Genomic DNA, 15,980 nt, shown 5'->3' on the forward strand with positions numbered 1-15,980 from the left:
AGGAGCGGATTGAATGTCCACGATCATCGACCGTCGCCTCAACGACCGCAACAAGAGCGCGGTCAACCGCGAACGGTTCCTGCGCCGGTACAAGGAGCAGATCCGCAAGTCAGTGTCGGACATCGTGGCGGAGCGTTCGATCACCGACATGGATCGTGGCGGACAGGTGCGCATTCCCGCCAAGGACATCCGCGAGCCGCAGTTCGGTCACGGCCAGGGCGGCGATCGCGAGATGGTGCTGCCGGGCAATCACAAGTACGCCAAGGGCGACAAGATTCCGCGCCCGGAAGGTGGTGGCGGCAAGGGCAATGGCTCCGGCGAGGGGCAGGGTGATCCGGGTCAGGATGACTTCACCTTCTCGCTGTCGCGCGACGAGTTCATGAATCTGTTCTTCGACGATCTGGAGCTGCCGCATCTGGTGCGCAATGTGCTGGGCGAGGTGCGCGAGTACAAGATGCAGCGTGCCGGCTACACGCCCAGCGGCGTGCCGGCCAATCTCTCGGTGGTGCGTTCTTTGCGCAATGCCATGGCGCGTCGCATCGCCATCGGCGCGCCCCTCAAGCGCGAGCTGGCCGAGTTGCAGCAGCGCGAGGTGCCGCCGGACGAGGAAATCGCCGAGCTGCAGCGGCGCCTGGATCGCATCCCGTTTCTGGATGAGTTCGATCTGCGCTACCGGCATCGCGTCAAGATCCCGCAGCCGATCTCGCGTGCAGTGATGTTCTGCCTGATGGACGTCTCGGCCTCCATGGACGAGAACAAGAAGGATCTGGCCAAGCGCTTCTTCACCCTGCTGTACCTGTTCCTGAGCCGCAAGTACGAGCAGGTGGAGCTGGTGTTCATCCGCCACACCGACAATGCCGAGGAAGTGGACGAGGAGCATTTCTTCCACGATCCGCAAAGCGGCGGCACGGTGGTGCTGTCGGCGCTGAAGCTGATGCAGGAGATCATCGCGGATCGTTATCCCGCCGAGGCCTGGAACATCTACGGCGCGCAGGTTTCCGACGGCGATGCCTTCGGCGCCGATCCGGAAAAGAGCCGCGCCTGTCTTGCCGAGCAGCTGCTGCCCAAGCTGCGCTACTTCACTTATATCGAGGTGCCGGACGACAGCGACCGCACCAGTCCGCTGGCCTTTGCCTATCAGCGCATCGACAGCGACAAGTTTGCGATGTCCACGGTCAGCGACCGTAGCGAGGTGTATCCGGTGCTGCGCGAGCTGTTCCACAAGGAGGCCGCATGACCGCGCGTCTGGAAGGGCCGATCTCCACCGGCGCCGAATGGACCTTCGAACTGCTTGAACAGTACGACCGCGCCATCGGCGAGATCGCCCGCAACGAGTTTCACCTGGATACCTATCCCAACCAGATCGAGGTGATCGCTTCGGAGCAGATGCTCGACGCCTACGCCTCGCTGGGCCTGCCCATCGGCTACCCGCACTGGAGCTACGGCAAGGAGTTCATCCGCAACGAGCAGGCCTACCGCAAGGGTCAGCGCGGTCTGGCTTACGAGATCGTGATCAATTCCAATCCCTGCATCGCCTATCTGATGGAGGAGAACAGCCTGCCGATGCAGGCTCTGGTGATCGCGCACGCCTGCTACGGACACAATTCCTTCTTCAAGGGCAATTACCTGTTCCGGCAGTGGACCAATGCCGATGCCATCATCGACTACATGGTGTTCGCGCGTAACTTCGTGATGCAGTGCGAAGAGCGTTATGGCCATGAAGCGGTGGAGTCAGTGCTGGACTCCTGCCATGCGCTGATGAGCCATGGTGTGGACCGCTACCGCCGGCCCACGCCGCTGTCGGCCGAGGAGGAGCGCGCCCGTCAGCGCGAACGTTCCGAATACGCCTGGAAGCAGTACGACGAAATCTGGCGCACGCTGCCGGCGCGCGGCAATCAGGGCCGCGACAGCGCCGAGGATGTCTTGCGCTATCCGCCCGAGCCGCAGGAGAACCTGCTGTACTTCATCGAGAAGCACGCGCCGAAGATGGAGATGTGGCAGCGCGAGATCGTGCGCATCGTGCGCAAGCTCGCGCAGTATTTCTATCCGCAGGGTCTGACCAAGGTGATGAACGAGGGCTGGGCCACGTTCTGGCACTACACCTTGCTCAACCGGATGCATGACAAGCGCCTGGTGGACGACGGCTTCATGCTGGAGGTGCTGCAGTCGCACACCAATGTCGTCACCCAGCGCGGTTACGACCAGCGCGGCTACGGCGGACTCAATCCCTATGCCCTGGGCTTCGCGATGATGACGGACCTGCGCCGCATCTGCGAAAAACCCACCGCCGAGGATCGCGAGTGGTTCCCGGACATCGCCGGTGGCGACTGGCTCAAGGTGCTGGACTTCGCCATGCGCAACTACAAGGACGAGTCCTTCATCGGCCAGTTCCTGTCGCCGAACCTGATCCGCGAGTTCCATCTGTTCGCGGTGGCGGATCACAGCGAGAAGGAACATCTGCTGGTCGATTCCACGCACAACGAGCAGGGCTACCGGCGCGTACGCCAGCTGCTCTCGCAGCAATACAACCGCGATGGCCAGGTGCCCGACATCCAGATCGTGGATTACGCCCACCGCGGCGACCGCTCGCTGACCCTGCAGCACCGACTGTTCCGCGGCCGTCCGCTGGACGACGACGCCGTCGAGGTGATGAAGCATCTGGCGCGGCTCTGGGGCTTCAAGGTGCGGCTGCAGACCATCGGCGAGGATGGCCGCGTGCACAACGAGCGCGAGGCGCTGCCGGCTTAGAAACCGGCAACGAGTCGACCCGACTTCATCCGCTGCCGGACGCCGGCCAGGCCGAGGGATCCAGGGTTTGCCGATAGGCATGCCAGGTGGCGTGTCCGAGCAGCGGCAGCAGAACCAGGAAGGCCAGATAGGCCGTCAGCACACCGATGAGCACGCAGGCCACGATGATGCTGGCCCATAGCATCATCGCAGGCTTGTTGCGCAAGACCGCGTTGGCGCTGCTGACTACCGCCGTGACCGCATCGACCTTGCGATCCATCAGCATGGGCAGGGAAAACGCGCTGGCGGCGAAGACGATGCTGCAGAACAGTGCGCCAACCAGACTGCCGATGCCCAGAAACAGGGCGAGATCGCGCAACTGATAACGGCCGTGCTCCGGAAAGAAGATGTGAAGCACCGTTGCGGCGCGTGCCCAGAGCAGAAACACCACGGTCAGCACCAGGGCAAAAACCATGGTGTCGCCCAGGCGCCGGCGGATGTCGGAGAGGCTGGCGCCGAAGCTCGTGGACTGGCCCCGTTCCAGCCGCATGCTCACGGTATAGAGCTGCAGCGCGAGGCAGGGGCCGATGAACACGAAACCGCTGAGCAGGCCCAGGTACAGCCCGGCATCACCCAGCCGCCAGGCAAGGCCGGTGATGAGGTAACTGAGCATCAGCATCGCCAGGCCGTAGCAGAGACTCTGACCCGGCGCGCGCCGCAGATCGTTCCAGCCCAGGCGCAGCCAGTGCCAGGCGGCGCCGGCCGGCAGCCGCACGCAGGGCGCGGCAAAAGGCCTGGCTTCCTCCGGCGCGCTCTCGGGTGGTGGCGGGTCGCTCGGTATCGGGTCCATGGCAGCTGCGCTCCAGTTGCCCGGTTCTTATCCGTGATCCGTCGCGGCGCGTCAACACGTCAGCGCGGCTCAGATCACGACCAGAAAGCCGAGTTCCACCACCGCATCCGGCGGCAGCTGGAAGAAGGCGGTGGCGCGCAGGGCGTTGCGCAGCAGAAAGGCGAACAGCACCTCGCGCCACAAGGCCATGCCTCGCACTTCGGCGCTGGGAATGACCGTCTCGCGGCCCACGTAATAGCTGATCTGGTTCGTCGCCGTCGGTTCGAGCGCCGCGCAGCCACGCAGCGCCAGGGGAATATCCGGGGTTTCGATGAATCCGTAATGCAGGCTCATCTGCCTGAGTTCGGGCGAGACGTCGATCAGGCGCAGCCGCTCGGCTTCCGGCACCCGAGGTCGCGCCTCATAGCAGACCGTCAGCAGCACCACGGTCTGTTGCAGCACGAGATGCCGCCGCAGATGACGCAGCATGTGCGGAGGCGCCATACCATTGGGCGTGAAGAACACGGCGGTGCCGGGAATGCGGTGCAGGCTCTGGCGCGTTTCTTCGCTGCTCAGCCATTGCTGCAGCTCGGCCACCGGCCGCGCCTCGCGACCCCAGTGCTGCAGCAGCAGCCGGCGGCCATGCGCCCAGGTGGTCATGATCACGAACATCGCCACCGCGACGCTGATCGGATACCAGCCGCCGTCGGCGACCTTGAACAGATTGGCGGCGAAGAACACCGAGTCGATCAGCAGGAAGGGCGTCACCACCGCAGCGGCCAGCAGCAGATGCCAGCCGAAGCGGCGCGCGACGAAGAAGGCCAGCACCGAGGTGATGACCATGGTGGTGGCCACCGCGATGCCGTAGGCCGCAGCCAGCGCGCTGGAGCTGCGAAAGCCCAGCACCAGGGCGACGGTGGCCAGCATCAGCGTCCAGTTCACGAAGGGCATGTAGACCTGCCCGCGCTCGTGCGCGGACGTCTGGATCACGCGTGCGCGCGGCATCTGCCCGAGCTGGATCAGCTGGTGCGTGAGGGAGAAGGTGCCGGAGATCACCGCCTGCGAGGCGATGATGGTGGCCAGGGTGGCGAGGCCGATCAGCGGATACAGCGCCCAGTCCGGTGCGAGCTGGTAGAAAGGATCGCTGGCGCCGCCGGCGGTATGCAGATACAGCGCGCCCTGGCCGAAGTAGTTCAGCAGCAGCGCCGGCAGGACCAGGATGAACCAGGCCAGGCGGATCGGGCGACGACCGAAGTGCCCCATGTCGGCATACAGCGCCTCACCGCCGGTGACGGCGAGGAATACCGAGCCCAGCACCAGAAAGCCGGCGTGGCCGTGGTGCAGCAGAAAGCCGGTGGCAAACAGTGGATTGACCGCCATCAGCACACGCGGGTCCTGCGCGATGCCGTGCAGGCCCAGCGCCGCCAGCACCACGAACCAGAGCACGATCACCGGCCCGAACAGCGCGCCGATGCCGGCGGTGCCGCGCTTCTGCAGCCAGAACAGCGCGACGAGAATCAGCAGGGTGATCGGCAGCACATAGGCTTCGAAGGCCGGCGCCGCATGCTTGAGGCCTTCCACGGCGCTGAGCACCGAGATCGCGGGTGTCAGCGTGCCATCGCCATAGAGCAGGGCGGCGCCGAACAGGCCCATCAGCATCAGCACATAGCGCAGCGAGCCGCGCTTCGCGCCCCAGGGATTGAGCAGCGCGACCAGCGCGGCAATGCCACCTTCGCCATGATTGTCGGCGCGCAGCACGAAGATCAGATACTTGACCGAGACCACCAGAATCAGCGCCCACACGATCAGCGACAGCAGGCCCAGCACATTGTCCACGCTGGGGCTCAGTCCGTGACTGTCGCTGAAACACTCGCGCAGCGCGTAGATCGGACTGGTGCCGATATCGCCGAACACGATGCCCAGGGCCGCCAGGCTCAGCCGCGCGTCACGCTTGAGATTCATGCCTTGGGTTCTCCGCAAACAGGATGAGGCGGGCTCGTCGCGCCGCGTCCGGATCATGCCGTGAAGCTTGCGGACAAATGTTTGCGGGCCGATTGATGGCCATCAAGACCTTGCCGGCGCGCTGGTGCACCGCCGTCTATTTCATGGTCAGCACGGCGGCGCCCAGCAGCCGTCCGGCGCGCAGGTCCGCCAGGGCCTGATTGGCTTGCGCCAGCGGATAGCAGCGGGTCTGCGTATGTATCGGCACCTGGGGCGCCAGAGCCAGGAATTCCCGCGCGTCGCGACGGGTGAGATTGGCCACGCTCTGGATGCTGCGCTCACCCCAGAGATCGGCGTAGGGAAAGCTCGGGATGTCGCTCATGTGGATGCCGCCGCAGACCACGCGTCCGCCCTTGCGCACCGCGCGCAGCGCCGCCGGCACCAGTTCGCCGGCGGCGGCGAAGATGATGGCGGCATCCAGTGCTTCCGGCGACGGCTCATCCGAGCCGCCGGCCCAGATCGCGCCGAGCCGGCGCGCGAACTGCTGCGCGGCACTGTCACCGCTGCGGGTGAAGGCATACACCTCGCGTTTCTGCCAGCGCGCCAGCTGCGCGATCACATGTGCCGCCGCACCGAAACCGTAGAAGCCGATGCGCCGCGCCTCTGCGCAGAAGCGCAGCGCGCGATAACCGATCAGGCCCGCGCAGAGCAGCGGTGCCACCGCCAGATCGTCATAGCCCTCCGGCAGCGGCAGAACATAGTCGGCCTCGGCCAGGCAGTGCGTGGCATAGCCGCCGTCGCGCTGCCAGCCGGTGAAGCGCGCATCCTCGCAGAGATTTTCCTCGTCGTGCGCGCAGTACACGCAATGTCCGCAGGTATGGCCCAGCCAGGGCAGGCCCACGCGCTGCCCGCCGCGCAGCTGCGTCACGCCGGCGCCGAGTTGCAGCACACGGCCCACCACCTGATGTCCGGGCACGATCGGATAGGCAATGGGATCGAGTTCGCCGTCGAGCAGATGCAGATCGGTGCGGCACACGCCGCAGGCGGCGACTTCGATCAGCACCTGACCGGGTCCGGGCTGCGGCAGCGGCCGCTCCTGCGCGACCAGCGGCTGGCCGCGAGCCTGCAACACCATTGCCTGCATCATGTTCGCACTCCGCAGTCATGCCTGCATGTTGCCAGTGTGCGCCCGCCAGCCGCCGTGCGGCCAGTGCTGGGCGTTGCGGCTCATGATCCTGATCAATGAGCCGGCACCTGGGCGTACTAGCATGCGTGCTGTGCGGTTGCCATCCCGGCGCCGCGGTCCGTTCAAGGGAGCAGCTCATGAACATGAACCGCAAACTCCTTTCACCAGTGCTGCTGTTCTCCGCGCTCGGTCTGTATGGCGCGACGCTGCCGCGCTGCGCGCTGGCGCAGGATGCCGATGCCCCCGCCGAGGCACAGGTGCTGCCGGCGGTACTGGAAAGCGAAGGCATTCGTTATGTCAGCGGCGGCATCGGCAGCGGCGAGGCGGCGGCGATGCGCGCCGAGTCCCGCCACTATGCACTGACCCTGATGTTTTACGTGCAAGCGGCCAAGGCGATGTTCGTGGCCGATGTCGATGTGCTGATTCAGGACGCCGCCGGCAAGGTGCTGATGCGCACACGCAGCGAGGGACCGTTCCTGCTGGTGCAGCTGCCGGCCGGGCACTATCAGATCAACTGCGCGTATCGTGGCCAGGAAAAGCATTTCACCCTGGCGCAGAAAGGTGCGGCACCGCAGCTGGTCAACGTGATGTTCAAGGACGAGCCCGCGCCCTGACGGGGTGATGCCGGCGCGGGGTCCTGATCTTTTGCGCCGCCCTGTCGCAGAGGCGGCGAACTTGCTGCGCTGTTCGATGCTAGCGCGACTCCAGCGTCGCGATCAGGGCTTGCGGCTCGCTGCCGGCCAGCAGCTGCGCGGCCGACCAGGCCTGCAGCGCCTGGGCGCGTGCCTGGGCCAGGCGCGCTTGCGCCTCGGCGCGATCACGCTCCTGACGCAGGCTTTCCTCCACGCTCAGCGCCCCGGCCTTCTGCAGCGCTTCCTGCTGGGCCACCAGCTGATCGCGGTACAGCAGTTCCTGCTGCAGGGCGGTGATATTGGCGAGCGCCGACTGATAGCCCGCCTGTAGCGCCTTGAGCTGGCTTTGCGTCTGGCGCTGCTGCGCGGCGCTGCGCTGCATTGCGCTCTGTGCCTGGGCCTGAGCGCTGTTGCTGCGCTGATAGGCGCCGGGATCCAGGGGCACGGTGAAGTGCGCGGTGATGCTCCAGCTGTCCTGCTTTTCGCTGTTGCCCTGGAATTCGTAGTAGTCGGCGCCGCCGGAGAGCGAGGGCAGCAGCGCGCGCTTCTGGGCGCGGGCCTGCGCCTCGGCGGCCTGCGCCTGCGCCTGCGCGATCTGCACCGGCAGGGTGTCGGCGGCACTCAGCTTGGGCCAGGCCGGAATCGACAGCGGCTCGGCCTGCGGCAGATGGCGCTGGCCACTGGCCTCTTCGAGCACGGCCAGGGTCTGCTCCTGCTCACCTTGCAGGCGCACGCGCTCGGCCTGCACGCGCGCTGCTTCGCTCTGCGCCATGCGCAGTTCGGTGAGACTCAGCTCGCCGGTCTTGACCTCGACGCTCACGCGCTTGAGCGTCGCGTCCACACGCTGCTCCTGCAGTGCCAGCGCCGCGAGCTGGGTCTGCAGCGACTGCAGATCAGCGTAGGCGCTGAGCGCCTCGTGCAGCTTGAGCAGGGTCTGCTGGCGCAGGGACAGTTCGGCGATGCGCAGATCCTGCTGCGCCGCTTCACGGCCGGCGGCAATCACCCCGAACAGATCGATGGGCAGCTGGTAATTGGCGCCGTAACGGAATTGCTCGCGCGCAAACGGCGGCGTGGCCAGGCTCTGCGGACTCAGCACGCCGAGGAAGCGCGGGTCTTCATAATGCGCGGCATCCACGCCTGCGGCGCCGGCACCGAGGTAGCGCAGGCTGACGGCATCGAGCTGATGCTGCGCGCCCAGCGCCTGCTGCTGCTGGGCGGCGATGGCGGGATGGGCGAGGGTTTCGCGCAGCAGATCGCCGATCTCATTGGCCAGCGCCGCGGCGCTCTGGCTCAGCAGCGTGCCGCCGAGCGCCAGTGACAGAAGGGTGTTGCCAAAGCGCATGGTTCAGGCCACCTGCAGGACAGCCGCTTGCAGACGCGCGGCCGGCATCAGACCGGCCTGCTGCCAGACCGGCTGGCCGTCGCGGAACACCGCGAAGTAGGGAATGCTGCGAATGCCGTAGCGCAGCGCCAGATTCTGCTGCGCTTCGGTGTTGACCTTGAGCACCAGGGCGCGGCCGGCCAGCGCGGATGCCGCCTGCGCCACCTCGGGCGCCGCCATGCGGCAGGGACCGCACCAGGGCGCCCAGAAGTCCACCAGCACCGGCACGCGGGCCTGCGCCAGAATCGCATCGAACTGCGCCTCGTCCACTTCCAGGGCCTGATCCTGCGGCGGCAGCGCGCCGCCGCAGGCGCCACAACGGCCCTGATCAGCCAGATGCCGCAGGGGAATGCGATTGCCGCGCCCGCAATGCGGGCAGCTGCGGATGGACGATGCCGGGTTCATGATGCGCTCGCGTCTCAGTGCTTGTCCTGCAGGCGCAGGATGCCCAGGGCCTTGAGCACGTATTTCTCGAACACCGGCTCACTGTTGCCGCTGCGCATCTTGGCGATGAAATATTTCTCGAAGGCGATCTTGGCCAGGTGCACCCACTTGCCCTGCTTGGCCCAGGTCACGTTGCGCGGCGGAATCTGCGGCAGCGCCACGAAGGCCGCGCCCTCATCGCCCATGTCGGCGAGGCAGATTGCATTCCAGGTGGCGCGATGCGTGGGCGCCTTGCCCTCGATGGCTTCCTTGATGTTCTCGACGATGGCGGTGACCATGGATTCGATCATATAACCGGTCTTCGGCGCGCCGGTGGCAATCGGCGTGGCCTCCACCGGCGGAATCGCCACGCAGACGCCGGCGGAGTAGATGTTCGGATACTTGGGGTTGCGCTGGAACTCGTCGATCAGCACGAAGCCGCGCGGATTGCACATCTCCTTGACCGCCGCCACCGCATCCACGCCCTTGAAGGCGGGAATGAACATGTTGAACTTCGACGGCAGCTCGTGCTCCTTGATGACTTCGCCCTTGTCGTTGTGCTCGGCCACGCGCACCGCCTCGGGCTTGGCTTCGAGCAGCTTGGCATTGGTGATCCACTTGATGTGGCGCTGGCGCATGGCGGTTTCCAGCATGCCCTTGGAGTCACCGACGCCGCCCAGCCCCATGTGACCGATATAGGGCTCGCTGGTGACGAACGTCATCGGCACCTTGTGGCGCAGCTTGCGCTTGCGCAGGTCGGCGTCGACGATCAGCGCGAACTCATAGGCCGGGCCGAAGCAGCTGGCGCCCTGCACGGCGCCGATCACGATGGGGCCGGGGTTCTTGAGGAAGGCCTCATAGGCTTGCTTGGCGTGCGCCGCGTGCGGCGTGGTGCACACCGACTGCGTGTGCGCCTGCGGCCCCATGCCGGGGATCTCATCGAAGGCGAGCTTGGGACCGGTGGCGATGATCAGGTAGTCATAGCCCAGCTTGCCGCCGTCGGCCAGCGTCAGGCTGTTGGCGGCCGGGTCCAGCGTCTGCACTGCCTGCGGGATGAAGGCGATGCCCTTCTTGCTCAGCACCGGCGCCAGGGGCACACAGATTTCCTCCGGTGTGCGCCAGCCCACGGTCACCCAGGGGTTGGATGGCGTGAACTGAAAATGATCCTGGGCACTGACCACGGTGATTTCGTGATTCCTGCCCAGGGTCTTGCGCAGATCGTAAGCGGCGGGCAGTCCACCGACACCAGCACCCATGACGACGATTTTGGCCATGACTCACTCTCCAGATCCAACAAGCGCCCGCACTGTCTTTTTTCATCCTGCGCCGTGTGGGGGTAAGCGCAGTTGATGCCGATCAAGCCAGTGGCGCCTGCCGCCGCGCAGACTTGCCCTGAATATTCGACGCTTTTAATTTAGACATATCTAATGTAGTATTGTCAAATATGAAATGCGAGGACACAAAGCCATGGTGAAAGCGGCCAGGATCACGGGAACCGAACTGGCGCAGCTGGAGCAGCACGCCGGCGATGCCGAGCGGCTGTTGCGCGCGCTGGCCAACCGCCATCGTCTGATGGTGTTGTGTGCGCTGGTGGACGGCGAGCTGTCGGTGGGCGCGCTCAACGAGCGCGTCAGTCTTTCGCAGTCGGCGCTGTCGCAGCATCTGGCGGTGCTGCGCGAGGATGGTCTGGTTCAGACGCGCCGCGAGGCACAGACCATCTACTACTCGGTGCCGGATGGTCCGGCGCTGCAGATCGTCAGCATCCTGCATTCCACCTATTGCTGTGCGGCCCCGGCCAAGCCGGCGCCGCGCAAGCGCAAGCCCAAGGCGGCATGAGGCCGTCGCTCATTTCCAATTGCACGAGGAGACTCACCATGAACGCATCCGACACGACCCAATCCGGCGCCAGCATCGATCAGCTGGTCTTCCGCTTCGCCGGCAGCTTTGTGCTGCTGTCGCTGGCGCTGGCGCAGCTGCATGATCCGCGCTGGCTGTGGTTCACCGCCTTCGTCGGCGCCAACATGCTGCAGGCTTCGTTCACGGGCCTGTGCCCGCTGGCGATGATTCTGTCGCGCCTGGGTGTGAAGACCGGTGCGGCCTTCGCCTGCAAGTCGGCGCGCTGAGAAAATTCAGGAGAGCATCGATGCGCACCCAGGCCCTCATATTTGCCGCCACGGTATTGCTGAGTGCCTGCGGCGCTCAGGAAGCGACGCCCCCGTCGCAGGCAAAGGTGGCGGCGCCGCTGCAGCTGCAGAAGATCGAAGCTGCGGCGGTCACGCGTGAACGCGCCTTCGACGGCGTACTGGAGGCGGTGAACCAGTCCACGGTGGCGGCGCAGACCGGCGGACGCGTCGTGGAAATGGCGGTGGATGTGAACGACACCGTGCAGAAAGGGCAGGTGCTGCTGCGCCTGCGCGACACCGAACCGCGCGCGCAACGCTCGGCGGCGCAGGCGGCATACGCAGAAGCACAGGCGCAGTACGAACGCGTGAAGACGGTGTACGAGCAGCAGCTGGTGGCCAAAGCGCAGATGGAACGCGCCACCGCCGCGCGTGACCGTGCGCGTGCTGCGCTGGATGCAGCCTCCGAGCAGGAAAGCAATGCGGTGATCCGCGCGCCCTATGCCGGCATCGTCACCGCGCGTCGCATCGAGGTCGGAGAGCTGGCGGTGCCGGGCCGGCCGGTTGTTGAGCTTTTGTCACTGGACAAGCTGCGTGTGGTGGTGGATCTGCCGCAGCAGTTTGTCTCCGGCGTGCGCAGCCATCCCAAGGCGCGCGTGCAGCTGCCGGATGGTGCGGTGCTGCCGGCCGCCGCCGTGCAGCTGTTCCCTTATGCCGATGAGCACAGCCACAGTTTCCGTGCGCGCGTGGAGCTGCCGGACGCCGGTGCCCATGGCGTCTATCCCGGCCAGCTGGTGAAGGTGCTGTTCGGCTACGAAGCGGCGCCAGGGCTGGCGGTGCCAGCCGGCGCGCTGGTGCGTCGCGGTGAACTCACCGCGCTGTACGTGGCCAGGCCCAAGGGCGGTGTGGAGCTGCGCGCGGTGCGCTCTGGCGCCACGCTGGCCGATGGCCGCATCGAAATTCTCTCGGGTCTGGTCGCCGGTGAGCGCATCGCGCTCGATCCGCTCGCCGCAGCCCGCAGCCTGAGCCCGCAGGTGCGCTCGTGAGCGAGACCCCGCGGGAAAAGCTGGGTATCGCCGGACGCATCGCGGCCTTGTTTCTGGAGTCGCGGCTGACGCCGCTGCTGGCGATCACGGGCGTGCTGCTGGGCGTGTTCGCGCTGCTGGTCACGCCGCGCGAGGAAGAGCCGCAGATCGACGTCACCTTCGCCAATGTCTTCATTCCGTTTCCCGGCGCCAGTGCGCGCGAGGTGGAGCAGCTGGTGGCCAATGGCGCCGAGCAGGTCGCCTCGGAAATCAGCGGCGTGGATCATGTGTACTCGGTGTCGCGTCCGGGACTGGCGATGCTCACCGTGCAGTTCAAGGTGGGGCAGCCGCGCACCGAAGCCATCGTCGGCTTGTACAACGCCTTCTACGAGCATCAGGACTGGCTGCCGCGCGAGGTGGGCGTGGGGCCGGTGCTGATCAAGCCCAAGGGCATCGACGATGTGCCGATCTTTGCACTGACGCTGTGGAGCGAGCAGCCGCAGCTGGGTGGCGGCGAGCTGCTGCGCGTGGCGCACAGCCTGGAAGCCGAACTCAAGCGCGTGCCGGGCACGCGCAATGTCTACACCATCGGCGGTCCGGAGCGCATCGTGCAGGTGCGCCTGGATGCGCAGCGGCTGGCCGCATACGGTCTGGCGCCGGGTGATCTGCGGCAGGCGCTGATGGCCGCCAATCGTTCCGCCGATGCCGGCGTGATGGTGCGCGAGGACCAGGACATCCAGGTTCAGGCCGGCAGTTTCCTGATGCGGCCCGAGGAAGTGGCCGAGCTGGTGATCGGCATGCACGCCGGCCGGCCGGTGTACCTGAGCGATGTCGCGCAGGTGACGCTGGGCGACGAGACGCCGCTGCGCTACAGCACTTACTGCGGCGGCGCCGCCGACCAGGCTGCCGGAGGCGAATGTCATCCGGCGGTGACGCTGGCGGTGGCCAAGAAGCCGGGCGAGAACTCGGTGGTGGTGGCGCAGAAGCTGCTGCAGCGCTTCGAGCAGCTGCGCGGCGTGCTGGTGCCGGATGCGGTGCGGGCCACGGTCACGCGCAATTACGGTCTCACCGCCGAGGACAAGGCGCAGACCCTGATACACAAGCTGATGTTCGCCACCGCTTCGGTGGTGCTGCTGGTGCTGTTCACCCTGGGAAAGCGCGAGGCGGTGATTGTCGGCAGCGCTGTGATCGTGACCCTGGTGATCACCCTGTTCGCGTCCTGGGCCTGGGGCTTCACGCTCAACCGCGTCTCGCTGTTCGCGCTGATTTTCTCCATCGGCATTCTGGTGGACGATGCCATCGTGGTGGTGGAGAACATCCATCGGCACATGCAGATGGGCGGACACTCGCTGCGCGAGGCGATTCCGGCAGCGGTGGACGAGGTGGGCGGCCCCACCATTCTTGCCACCTTCACGGTGATTGCCGCGCTGCTGCCCATGGCCTTCGTCTCCGGCCTGATGGGGCCGTACATGGCGCCGATTCCGATCAACGCCAGCATGGGCATGTTCATCTCTCTGGCGGTGGCCTTCGTGCTGACCCCCTGGCTGTCGCTCAAGCTGCTCGGGCGCCATGTGCCGGGCGGCACGCACGGCGGCGAGACCGCAAAGGACTCCTGGCTGCTGCGCCTGCTGCGACAGCGCATGACGCCGTTCCTGCGGGCGCGGCAGGGACGCGGCGCGCGCGTCAAGCTCCTGCTGGGCGTGATCGGCGCGATTGCACTGTCCGTGGCGCTGCCGGTGGCCGGACTGGTGGTGCTGAAGATGCTGCCCTTCGACAACAAATCGGAGTTCCAGGTCGTGGTGGACATGCCGGCCGGCAGCTCGCTGGAGAAAACCCAGCGTACGCTGATGACCCTGGCCGACACCTTGCGCCGCGTGCCGGAAGTGACCGATGTGCAGGCCTATGCCGGCACCGCGGCGCCGATCAATTTCAACGGACTGGTGCGGCAGTACTACTTGCGCAGCGAGGCCTATCAGGGCGATCTGCAGGTGAATCTGCTGGATCGCCACCACCGCACGCGCAAGAGCCATGAGATCGTGCGCGCGCTGCGCGAGCCCTTGCAGAAGCTCGGCGAGCAGCTGGGCGCGAAAGTGAAGATCGTGGAGGTGCCGCCGGGGCCGCCGGTGATCTCACCCATCGTCGCGGAAATCTATGGCCTGGACTATGCGCGTCAGCTGGGCGTGGCGGCGCAGGTCGAGCAGGTGTTCCGCAAGACCAAAGGCATCGTCGATATCGATTCCACCATCGAGGCGCCGCAGCAGAAGCTGATCTTCCACGTCGATCGCGCCCGCGCACAGCGCCTGGGCGTGACGCAGGACGTGGTGGTGGATGCGCTGAACATGGCGCTGCGCGGCGCGGATCTGTCCTATCTGCACAGCGAGCACAGCAAGTATCCGATTCCGGTGCGCGTGCAGCTGCCGCTGGGCGAGCAGGCCGACATCGACGCGCTCAAGGCCCTGCGCGTGCGCTCGCGCGAGGGCGCGCTGGTGCCCATCGGCGAGATGGTGCGCATCGAACGCAGTCAGCGCGAGCAGTCGATCTATCACAAGGATCTGCTGCCGGTGGTGATGGTGTTCGGCGACATGGCCGGACACAGCGACAGCCCGCTGTACGGCATGGCCGCGATCTCCGGGCATCTGGACCAGCTGTCGCTGGATCAGGCGCAGCGCATCGAGCAGCGTCTGATTTCGCAGCCGGAGCTGCCCACGGCCTGGAGCCTGAAGTGGGATGGCGAGTGGCAGATCACTTATGAAACCTTCCGCGACATGGGCCTGGCCTATTCCGTGGGCCTGGTGCTGATCTACCTGCTGGTGGTCGCGCAGTTCGGCTCTTACGGTCTGCCGCTGATCATCATGGCGCCGATTCCGCTGACCCTGATCGGCATCCTGCCGGGCCATGCGCTGCTGGGGCGTGAGTTCACCGCGACCTCGATGATCGGCATGATCGCGCTGGCCGGCATCATCGTGCGCAACTCGATCCTGCTGGTGGACTTCGTGCGCCAGGCCGTGGCGCGCGGCGTGGACCTGCAGGAAGCGGTGATCCAGGCCGCCGCCGAGCGCGCGCGGCCGATCGTGCTCACGGGCCTTGCGGCGATGATCGGCGCCACCTTCATCCTCGATGATCCGATTTTCTCGGGCCTGTCGGTGTCGCTGATTTTCGGCATCTTCGTCTCGACCCTGCTCACCGTGTTCGTCATTCCCGTCGTCTACTACGCCTATCACTACCAGGCGCAAGGCATGAGCCGTGGCTAAGAACTATCGCGAGATCACCCGGTCCACCTCCGCCTCCCTGGCCAAGCTGCGCGCCGGCATTCCGGATGTGACGAAAGGCTTCAGCGCGCTGGCGCAGGCCGCCGGCAAGGAGGGCGCGCTGAGCGCCAAGACCAAGGAACTGATTGCGCTGGCCCTGGGCGTGGCCGCGCACTGCGATGCCTGCATCGGCTTTCACGTGCAGGCCCTCATCCGCCTCGGCGCCACGCGCGCCGAGATCGAAGAGGCGCTCGGCATGACGGTATACATGGGCGGCGGGCCCTCGCTGATGTACGCAGCGGACGCGCTGGCGGCCTATGAGGAGCTGTCGGCGCCGGCGGCAAGCTGAGCGCTTGCGCGGGGCTGGGGGAGTCGAACGCCCGGCCATGGAGGGCCGGGCCGGGGCGCAATCGGGAGTGAAGGTCGCGCCAGGGATGGCGCCACCAAGGCAGTCGTGGGTTCGAGTCC

General features: G+C 66.3%; 14 protein-coding genes. 8 read left to right on the plus strand and 6 right to left on the minus strand.

The window, feature by feature from the left end; all coding sequences use genetic code 11:
- The first annotated feature begins 13 nt into the window (after positions 1 to 13).
- On the plus strand, positions 14 to 1,237 hold the full coding sequence (locus tag BMY12_RS19365; RefSeq protein WP_093289621.1) for a YeaH/YhbH family protein: 1,224 nt from the start codon (positions 14 to 16) through the stop codon (positions 1,235 to 1,237).
- Complete coding sequence (locus tag BMY12_RS19370) at positions 1,234 to 2,748, plus strand: SpoVR family protein (RefSeq protein ID WP_093289623.1); 1,515 nt, start codon at positions 1,234 to 1,236, stop codon at positions 2,746 to 2,748. The genes BMY12_RS19365 and BMY12_RS19370 overlap by 4 nt, the downstream gene beginning before the upstream one ends.
- A gap of 25 nt (positions 2,749 to 2,773) precedes the next feature.
- Here BMY12_RS19370 and BMY12_RS19375 read toward each other — a convergent pair whose 3' ends face one another.
- The 3 genes from BMY12_RS19375 to BMY12_RS19385 all read right to left on the minus strand — a co-directional run bounded on the left by BMY12_RS19375 (position 2,774) and on the right by BMY12_RS19385 (position 6,641).
- Positions 2,774 to 3,577, minus strand: coding sequence for a DUF2189 domain-containing protein (locus BMY12_RS19375; RefSeq protein ID WP_093289624.1), 804 nt, complete (start codon positions 3,575 to 3,577; stop codon positions 2,774 to 2,776).
- Positions 3,578 to 3,646: 69 nt separating this feature from the next.
- Positions 3,647 to 5,518 carry a potassium transporter Kup gene (locus tag BMY12_RS19380; protein ID WP_093289626.1) on the minus strand — a complete coding sequence of 624 codons (1,872 nt, stop codon included), beginning with the start codon at positions 5,516 to 5,518 and terminating at the stop codon, positions 3,647 to 3,649.
- A 136-nt stretch (positions 5,519 to 5,654) separates the two neighbouring features.
- On the minus strand, positions 5,655 to 6,641 hold the full coding sequence (locus BMY12_RS19385) for a zinc-dependent alcohol dehydrogenase family protein (protein ID WP_093289643.1): 987 nt from the start codon (positions 6,639 to 6,641) through the stop codon (positions 5,655 to 5,657).
- 185 nt (positions 6,642 to 6,826) lie between these two features.
- Between BMY12_RS19385 and BMY12_RS19390 the strand changes: the two genes are divergently transcribed.
- Positions 6,827 to 7,297, plus strand: a complete 471-nt coding sequence (locus BMY12_RS19390) for a hypothetical protein (RefSeq protein WP_143069022.1) — start codon at positions 6,827 to 6,829, stop codon at positions 7,295 to 7,297.
- A gap of 79 nt (positions 7,298 to 7,376) precedes the next feature.
- On the opposite strand, the gene BMY12_RS19395 is transcribed toward BMY12_RS19390, so the two are convergent.
- From BMY12_RS19395 to BMY12_RS19405, 3 genes are read right to left on the minus strand one after another with little or no spacing between them, the layout of a single operon-like run.
- Positions 7,377 to 8,657: a TolC family protein gene (locus BMY12_RS19395; protein ID WP_093289629.1), complete on the minus strand. Its 1,281-nt coding sequence runs from the start codon at positions 8,655 to 8,657 to the stop codon at positions 7,377 to 7,379.
- Between the two features lie 3 nt (positions 8,658 to 8,660).
- Positions 8,661 to 9,101, minus strand: coding sequence for a thioredoxin (gene trxA, locus BMY12_RS19400; protein WP_093289631.1), 441 nt, complete (start codon positions 9,099 to 9,101; stop codon positions 8,661 to 8,663).
- Between the two features lie 14 nt (positions 9,102 to 9,115).
- The gene (locus BMY12_RS19405) at positions 9,116 to 10,393 is read right to left on the minus strand and encodes an NAD(P)/FAD-dependent oxidoreductase (RefSeq protein ID WP_093289632.1); all 1,278 of its coding nucleotides are present in this window, start codon (positions 10,391 to 10,393) and stop codon (positions 9,116 to 9,118) included.
- Positions 10,394 to 10,586: 193 nt separating this feature from the next.
- Between BMY12_RS19405 and BMY12_RS19410 the strand changes: the two genes are divergently transcribed.
- From BMY12_RS19410 to BMY12_RS19430, 5 genes are read left to right on the plus strand one after another with little or no spacing between them, the layout of a single operon-like run.
- On the plus strand, positions 10,587 to 10,955 hold the full coding sequence (locus tag BMY12_RS19410) for an ArsR/SmtB family transcription factor (RefSeq protein WP_093289634.1): 369 nt from the start codon (positions 10,587 to 10,589) through the stop codon (positions 10,953 to 10,955).
- Between the two features lie 38 nt (positions 10,956 to 10,993).
- A complete protein-coding gene (locus BMY12_RS19415; RefSeq protein WP_093289635.1) occupies positions 10,994 to 11,242 on the plus strand; it encodes a YgaP family membrane protein in 249 nt (82 codons plus the stop codon).
- 20 nt (positions 11,243 to 11,262) lie between these two features.
- On the plus strand, positions 11,263 to 12,285 hold the full coding sequence (locus tag BMY12_RS19420) for an efflux RND transporter periplasmic adaptor subunit (RefSeq protein WP_093289637.1): 1,023 nt from the start codon (positions 11,263 to 11,265) through the stop codon (positions 12,283 to 12,285).
- A complete protein-coding gene (locus BMY12_RS19425) occupies positions 12,282 to 15,515 on the plus strand; it encodes an efflux RND transporter permease subunit (protein WP_093289638.1) in 3,234 nt (1,077 codons plus the stop codon). The genes BMY12_RS19420 and BMY12_RS19425 overlap by 4 nt, the downstream gene beginning before the upstream one ends.
- Positions 15,508 to 15,861 (plus strand): carboxymuconolactone decarboxylase family protein, encoded by a 354-nt coding sequence (locus BMY12_RS19430; protein WP_093289640.1) that lies wholly within the window; start codon positions 15,508 to 15,510, stop codon positions 15,859 to 15,861. Before BMY12_RS19425 ends, BMY12_RS19430 begins: the two co-directional genes overlap by 8 nt.
- The last annotated feature ends 119 nt before the right edge of the window (positions 15,862 to 15,980 follow it).

The organism is Solimonas aquatica (genome assembly GCF_900111015.1).
Taxonomy (GTDB): Bacteria; Pseudomonadota; Gammaproteobacteria; order Nevskiales; family Nevskiaceae; genus Solimonas; species Solimonas aquatica.

What these genes read in the sequence shown, in the direction of transcription:
- BMY12_RS19365 (WP_093289621.1), top strand. Translation starts at nt 14, where the DNA reads ATGTCCACGATCATCGACCGTCGCCTCAACGACCGCAACAAGAGCGCG.
- BMY12_RS19370 (WP_093289623.1), top strand. Translation starts at nt 1,234, where the DNA reads ATGACCGCGCGTCTGGAAGGGCCGATCTCCACCGGCGCCGAATGGACC.
- BMY12_RS19375 (WP_093289624.1), bottom strand. Translation starts at nt 3,577, where the DNA reads ATGGACCCGATACCGAGCGACCCGCCACCACCCGAGAGCGCGCCGGAG.
- BMY12_RS19380 (WP_093289626.1), bottom strand. Translation starts at nt 5,518, where the DNA reads ATGAATCTCAAGCGTGACGCGCGGCTGAGCCTGGCGGCCCTGGGCATC.
- BMY12_RS19385 (WP_093289643.1), bottom strand. Translation starts at nt 6,641, where the DNA reads ATGCAGGCAATGGTGTTGCAGGCTCGCGGCCAGCCGCTGGTCGCGCAG.
- BMY12_RS19390 (WP_143069022.1), top strand. Translation starts at nt 6,827, where the DNA reads ATGAACCGCAAACTCCTTTCACCAGTGCTGCTGTTCTCCGCGCTCGGT.
- BMY12_RS19395 (WP_093289629.1), bottom strand. Translation starts at nt 8,657, where the DNA reads ATGCGCTTTGGCAACACCCTTCTGTCACTGGCGCTCGGCGGCACGCTG.
- trxA (WP_093289631.1), bottom strand. Translation starts at nt 9,101, where the DNA reads ATGAACCCGGCATCGTCCATCCGCAGCTGCCCGCATTGCGGGCGCGGC.
- BMY12_RS19405 (WP_093289632.1), bottom strand. Translation starts at nt 10,393, where the DNA reads ATGGCCAAAATCGTCGTCATGGGTGCTGGTGTCGGTGGACTGCCCGCC.
- BMY12_RS19410 (WP_093289634.1), top strand. Translation starts at nt 10,587, where the DNA reads ATGGTGAAAGCGGCCAGGATCACGGGAACCGAACTGGCGCAGCTGGAG.
- BMY12_RS19415 (WP_093289635.1), top strand. Translation starts at nt 10,994, where the DNA reads ATGAACGCATCCGACACGACCCAATCCGGCGCCAGCATCGATCAGCTG.
- BMY12_RS19420 (WP_093289637.1), top strand. Translation starts at nt 11,263, where the DNA reads ATGCGCACCCAGGCCCTCATATTTGCCGCCACGGTATTGCTGAGTGCC.